Genomic DNA, 2,033 nt, shown 5'->3' with positions numbered 1-2,033 from the left:
AAGTGTACAGGATGTGAGAGTCGGAACCTCACCAAAGTTTAGAGCGCCTTTTTTTCTTGTTATATAGGATAAATTTGCAAAAGTGTCTTATACTGCACTTATGCAGATGAAAAAGTGTCGAAAATGACACTTTTGCAGATAAGGAGGATACTGGATGCTCAAACGCAAAGCCATGCAGGAAGTCAGACACTGGTTTGAACAGGAGAAAAACAAAGCCCTGTGCATTCTGGGCGCCCGGCAGACTGGAAAAACCACGCTGGTCCGGGAGTTTGCCAGAGAAATGAACCTGAATCTGATCGAACTCAACTTTCTCTCGGATCCTTCAGCCTCTCTGATTTTCCAGGGACAGCCGGACCCGGCTCAGATCCTGATGCAGCTCTCCTACCGCAATCCCGCCGGAGAGCTGGACTCGGACAGAACGCTGGTACTCTTCGATGAAATTCAGGAATGCCCGGAAGCGCGGACCGCCGTGAAGTTTCTCGTGGAATCCGCCAGATGCCGGTTTGTTGAAACCGGTTCGCTGCTGGGCGTCCGGCTGAAGGACATCCGCTCTGTACCTGTGGGCTATGAACAGCTGATGAATCTCTATCCGCTGGACTTTGAAGAGTTCATGTGGGCCAGTCGGATCAGTCCGCAGATCATTGAAACACTGAAAGACTGCGCCACCAGGGCAGTTCCGGTTCCGGATTACCTTCATGAAAAAATGCTGGAGCTGTTTCGGACCTATATGGCAGTGGGCGGCATGCCGGCGGTGGTCCAGCGGTTCGCAGACACCCGGGACCTGAATGAAGTGCAGACCCTTCTGGACTCTCTCTGGGTCCTCTATCAGCAGGATATCGCCAAATATGCCGATATCCGCGACAGGCCCTGGATCCTGACCATTTTCACCAGCATCCCTTCGGAACTCATGAAACCCAATTCCCGGTTCATGCTCAACAGCGTCCGGGAAAAAGGACGGTATGCCACCCTGGAGCCTTCTTTTGCCTGGCTTACGGAAGCAGGCATCGCCCTGCCATGCCTCAACGTGACGGAACCGGTCTTTCCACTCCAGCTGCGGGAAAAACGCAGCATCTTCAAGTTTTTTCTCCTGGATACCGGCCTGCTCTGTTCCCGATACAAAGGCGTTTCTCTGGAAATCATCCAGAACAGCCACCGGACCAACTGGGGCGGCTTTCTGGAGAACATGGCAGCTCAGATCCTCTGCGCCAATGGATACACCCTGTTTTACTACAAATCCCGGAAACACGGGGAAATCGACTTCGTTCTGGAGGAAGGATCCCGGATTTCGCTGATCGAGATGAAATCCGGCCGGGGCTTCCGGAATCATGCAGCCCTGAAAAACGTCATGGACGTTCCCAGCTGGAACTTCAGCCGCCGGCTGGTGTTCTGCGAAGCCAATATCTTTGCGGAGGATGGCATCACCTACTTTCCCTATTACCTGATGCCCTTCGTGGTTGCGCGACAGGCAATGGACGGTCAGATTCCCTTCAGTTTCGAGGCCTTGCAGATTCCCGAGTGAATCAGCACTCGTACCCGCTTTCGCAGCAATGCCCCGGCACAGGGTGCAGCCCCATCGGCAGTGGCCTGGATTGACACAAAGACAGTTTTATGGAACCCTGAATGTCAACAGAGACATGAAACAAGGACACCATCAGCGAATACATGTACGCCACCAGACAGGAACAGCTGTAAGGACTTGTGCCCTGTTCTGCCTCACATAACAAACACCATTGCCTGTTCCCAAAGACAGGGCGCATTTGCCGGATCCGGTTCAGACTGGATCCGTTTTTTAACGGACCTGCCGATGCGGACTGCGGGCAGTCCTGGCCGGGGCGGATACGAGAAATATGGCAGAGAGCAGAGCAGTACGGGAGGGGGAGACTTCAATTCAAATTGCTGGAGGCTTCAGGAGATAAAGGAAAGAGTTGCACGAACCGTTGCTGTTTATACTTATTAGTAATAGGGGATAGAAAATCGCAAAAAGAACAAAAAAGTGGTTGCATTCTCCTGTGGCTGTGGTATCATAAGTGAGC

General features: G+C 52.5%; 1 protein-coding gene. It reads left to right on the top strand.

Annotated elements, in window-relative coordinates; all coding sequences use genetic code 11:
* Nucleotides 1–154 precede the first annotated feature (154 nt).
* Nucleotides 155–1,519 (top strand): ATP-binding protein, encoded by a 1,365-nt coding sequence (locus tag QZ305_RS11655; protein ID WP_294732167.1) that lies wholly within the window; start codon nucleotides 155–157, stop codon nucleotides 1,517–1,519.
* Nucleotides 1,520–2,033 lie beyond the last annotated feature (514 nt).

This window comes from uncultured Faecalibaculum sp., from assembly GCF_910588395.1.
Classification (GTDB): Bacteria; Bacillota_I; Bacilli_A; order Erysipelotrichales; family Erysipelotrichaceae; genus Faecalibaculum.
Note: the sequence above shows the minus strand (reverse complement) of the source record. Positions and strands in the feature narration are given on the sequence as shown.

Coding starts and splice junctions, on each gene's coding strand:
- QZ305_RS11655 (WP_294732167.1), top strand. CDS start 155: ATGCTCAAACGCAAAGCCATGCAGGAAGTCAGACACTGGTTTGAACAG.